The following is a 2,979-nucleotide window of genomic DNA, read 5'->3' as shown; positions in this document are numbered from 1 at the left end:
AAGATTCATTTCGCAAAACCCCTATCTGCGTGAGCAGGTAGGGGTTTTGTCTTTGTGGCGCAAAAATACTGTGCGCTCCTACAGGGGGGCGCTCGCCGCTGTTGCTGGGCCCTTTTCCTATGCAAGCCAACAGCCCATAGCTATCATGCCAGCCTTATTCAAAGTCGAGACTGGCATGCTGAAGTTGTTGAATCTCCTCAAGGATGGTCGGTTCCATTCCGGAGAAGCCCTGGGGGCCGCCCTTGGGGTGAGCCGCAGCGCCGTTTGGAAGCAGCTGCAGCACCTCGAGAGTGAACTGAACCTGACCATCCACAAGGTCCGCGGCCGTGGCTATCAATTGGCGGCGCCGTTGAACCTGCTCGAGTCGCAGGCGATCGCTGGCTTCGCCGAGGGTGAGCAGTGGCCGCTATTCATCCACGAGACCATCGACTCCACTAATGCCGAAGGACTGAGACTTGCCGCAGCTGGGCAAGTTGCTCCGTTCCTGGTGTTGGCCGAGCGACAAAGCGCCGGTCGTGGTCGGCGTGGGCGGCACTGGGTCAGTCCGTTCGCTGAAAACCTCTATTACAGCCTGGTCCTGCGCGTTGATGGCGGTATGCGTCAACTTGAAGGGCTGAGCCTGGTGGTGGGGTTGGCGGTGATGCGCACGCTGCAGGCGTTCGGTCTCAAGGATGTCGGCCTGAAATGGCCAAACGACGTCCTGGTCAAAGGCCGGAAGATCACCGGAATCCTGCTGGAATTGGTCGGCGACCCTGCCGATGTCTGCCATGTGGTGTTGGGGATCGGTGTCAATGTGAATATGCAGGCCAGTGAAGGCATTGATCAACAATGGACCTCGATGCGCGCCGAGTCGGGCCAGACCGTCGACCGTAACCGCTTGGTCGCCTTGCTCAGCCAGCAGTTGCAGCGTGAACTGGCCCGTCACCGGCGTTACGGGTTTGCCGCGTTCCAGGAGGAATGGGAGCAAGCCCATCTCTGGCAAGGGCGCAAGGTGTCGTTGGTCGCCGGGACTACCCGCATCGATGGGGTGGCGCGGGGCGTGGATGGCCAGGGCGGTTTGCGTCTTGAGGTCGACGGTGTGGAAAAGAGCTTCAGCGGTGGCGAGCTCAGCCTGAGGTTGCGTGATGATTCTTGAGCTCGATTGTGGGAACAGCTTTATAAAGTGGCGTGTGATTCACAGTGCCGATGCCGCCATCACCGGTGGCGGTATTGTCGACTCGGACCAGGCGCTGCTGGCTGCGGTTGCAGGGCTCGGTGACGTGCCTCTGGTCGGTAGCCGAATGGTCAGTGTACGCAGCGAGGAAGAGACCTCGGCATTATGTGCATTGATCAAGGATCGCTTTGCGGTCGCCGTGAGCGTTGCCCAGCCGGTCCAGGAAATGGCCGGCGTTCGCAATGGTTATGACGACTACCAGCGCCTGGGCATGGACCGTTGGTTGGGGGCGCTGGGCGCTTTTCACCTGGCCAAGGGGGCCTGCCTGGTCATCGATTTTGGCACAGCGGCCAAGGCGGACTTCGTTGCGGCCGATGGCGAGCACCTGGGCGGCTATATATGTCCAGGCATGCCGTTGATGCGCAGCCAGTTACGCACCCATACCCGGCGCATTCGTTATGACGACGCTTCCGCCGAGCGGGCGCTGAACAGCCTTGCCCCGGGGCGCTCTACCGTTGAGGCGGTCGAGCGGGGTTGCGTGCTGATGCTGCAAAGTTTTGCTCGCGCGCAGATCGAGCAGGCCAGGGCACTATGGGGCGATGACTTCACGGTGTTCCTCACTGGCGGTGATGCGCCCCTGGTGCACAAGGCCGCTCCCCAGGCGCGTATCGTCCCGGACCTGGTATTCGTTGGCCTGGCCATGGCCTGCCCATTGAACTGAGGTGCCTATGCGCTGGTTGTTTCTTCTATTGGTCGTGCTGAACGTCTTCTATTATGTCTGGCACCAGCAGGAAGCGCCCCTCAAGGTGAAGGAAGTCGCGCCGCTTTCGCTGTACAAGGGCAGTCAGCAGGAAATTCGCCTGCTGCGCGAAACCGGAGTCGCGGCGCCGGCCAGACGCCGCGATGAATGCCTGGTTGTCGGTGGCCTGGCGCAACGTGAACAGCTCGAGGCACTGCGTCAGCGCCTGTTGAGCCTTGATATCGCTGCGGTGGCGGTCGCGGGGCAGCTGCCGGGGGCCGATGGTTTCTGGCTCAAGGTAGCCCCTGAAAGCGAGCGTTTGCTGGACCCGGCAGTGCTCTCGACTCTTTCCAAGGATTTCAAAGACTTAAAACACAAAATTATTTTCTGCGAAGGTATTGCAACTGCTGAATAGCTTGATAGAATGGCGCCCGCTTCACAGGGAACACCACTGCGGTGGTAGAGCTGGAGGCGGTGTCAAAGCAGCTAAGTTTCAGATTTGATTGAAAAAATTTGAAAAAACGCTTGACACTAGGACGGCAGACAAATAGAATGCCGGCCACATCTGGAGGGATTCCCGAGCGGTCAAAGGGGACGGACTGTAAATCCGTTGCGAGAGCTTCGAAGGTTCGAATCCTTCTCCCTCCACCAGTTTTAGCGAGAGCCGCAAGCTCCGCGGGTATAGTTTAGTGGTAGAACCTCAGCCTTCCAAGCTGATGATGCGGGTTCGATTCCCGCTACCCGCTCCAAGTTTGCAGGGTTTTGCACAAAGTGTTTCGCTCTTGTAGCTCAGTTGGTAGAGCACACCCTTGGTAAGGGTGAGGTCAGCGGTTCAAGTCCGCTCAAGAGCTCCATATAGACAAAGGCAGATATGAGAATATCTGCCTTTGTTTTATCAGCGGTAAGTCTATTTCTTCTGCGGAGGATGTATCGATGGCTAAGGAAAAGTTTGATCGTTCCCTACCTCACGTTAACGTCGGCACTATCGGCCACGTTGACCACGGTAAGACCACTCTGACTGCAGCGCTGACTCGCGTCTGCTCCGAAGTTTTCGGTTCGGCCGTCGTTGAGTTCGACAAGATCGACT

At 58.4% G+C, this 2,979-nt stretch carries 4 protein-coding genes and 3 tRNA genes; all 7 read left to right on the top strand.

Features of this window, described 5'->3' with window-relative positions; all coding sequences use genetic code 11:
* The first annotated feature begins 175 nt into the window (after window positions 1–175).
* The gene (birA, locus tag ACODS5_RS24570) at window positions 176–1,135 is read left to right on the top strand and encodes a bifunctional biotin--[acetyl-CoA-carboxylase] ligase/biotin operon repressor BirA (protein ID WP_134693393.1); all 960 of its coding nucleotides are present in this window, start codon (window positions 176–178) and stop codon (window positions 1,133–1,135) included.
* Window positions 1,125–1,874, top strand: coding sequence for a pantothenate kinase (locus ACODS5_RS24565; protein WP_134693394.1), 750 nt, complete (start codon window positions 1,125–1,127; stop codon window positions 1,872–1,874). The genes birA and ACODS5_RS24565 overlap by 11 nt, the downstream gene beginning before the upstream one ends.
* Window positions 1,875–1,881: 7 nt before the next feature.
* On the top strand, window positions 1,882–2,307 hold the full coding sequence (locus ACODS5_RS24560) for a hypothetical protein (protein WP_134693395.1): 426 nt from the start codon (window positions 1,882–1,884) through the stop codon (window positions 2,305–2,307).
* A gap of 152 nt (window positions 2,308–2,459) precedes the next feature.
* Window positions 2,460–2,543, top strand: a tRNA-Tyr gene (locus tag ACODS5_RS24555).
* A gap of 24 nt (window positions 2,544–2,567) precedes the next feature.
* Window positions 2,568–2,641: transfer RNA gene (locus ACODS5_RS24550), tRNA-Gly, on the top strand.
* 29 nt (window positions 2,642–2,670) lie between these two features.
* Window positions 2,671–2,746 (top strand) — tRNA-Thr (locus ACODS5_RS24545).
* A 79-nt stretch (window positions 2,747–2,825) separates the two neighbouring features.
* Window positions 2,826–2,979 (top strand): GTP-binding protein (locus tag ACODS5_RS24540; RefSeq protein WP_489109821.1); only part of this gene is annotated, 154 nt, incomplete at its 3' end.

It is taken from the genome of Pseudomonas sp. FG47, assembly GCF_057809115.1.
This window is presented reverse-complemented; position numbering and strand designations above follow the sequence as displayed.

What these genes read in the sequence shown, in the direction of transcription:
- ACODS5_RS24565 (WP_134693394.1), top strand. Translation starts at nt 1,125, where the DNA reads ATGATTCTTGAGCTCGATTGTGGGAACAGCTTTATAAAGTGGCGTGTG.
- ACODS5_RS24560 (WP_134693395.1), top strand. Translation starts at nt 1,882, where the DNA reads ATGCGCTGGTTGTTTCTTCTATTGGTCGTGCTGAACGTCTTCTATTAT.
- birA (WP_134693393.1), top strand. Translation starts at nt 176, where the DNA reads ATGCTGAAGTTGTTGAATCTCCTCAAGGATGGTCGGTTCCATTCCGGA.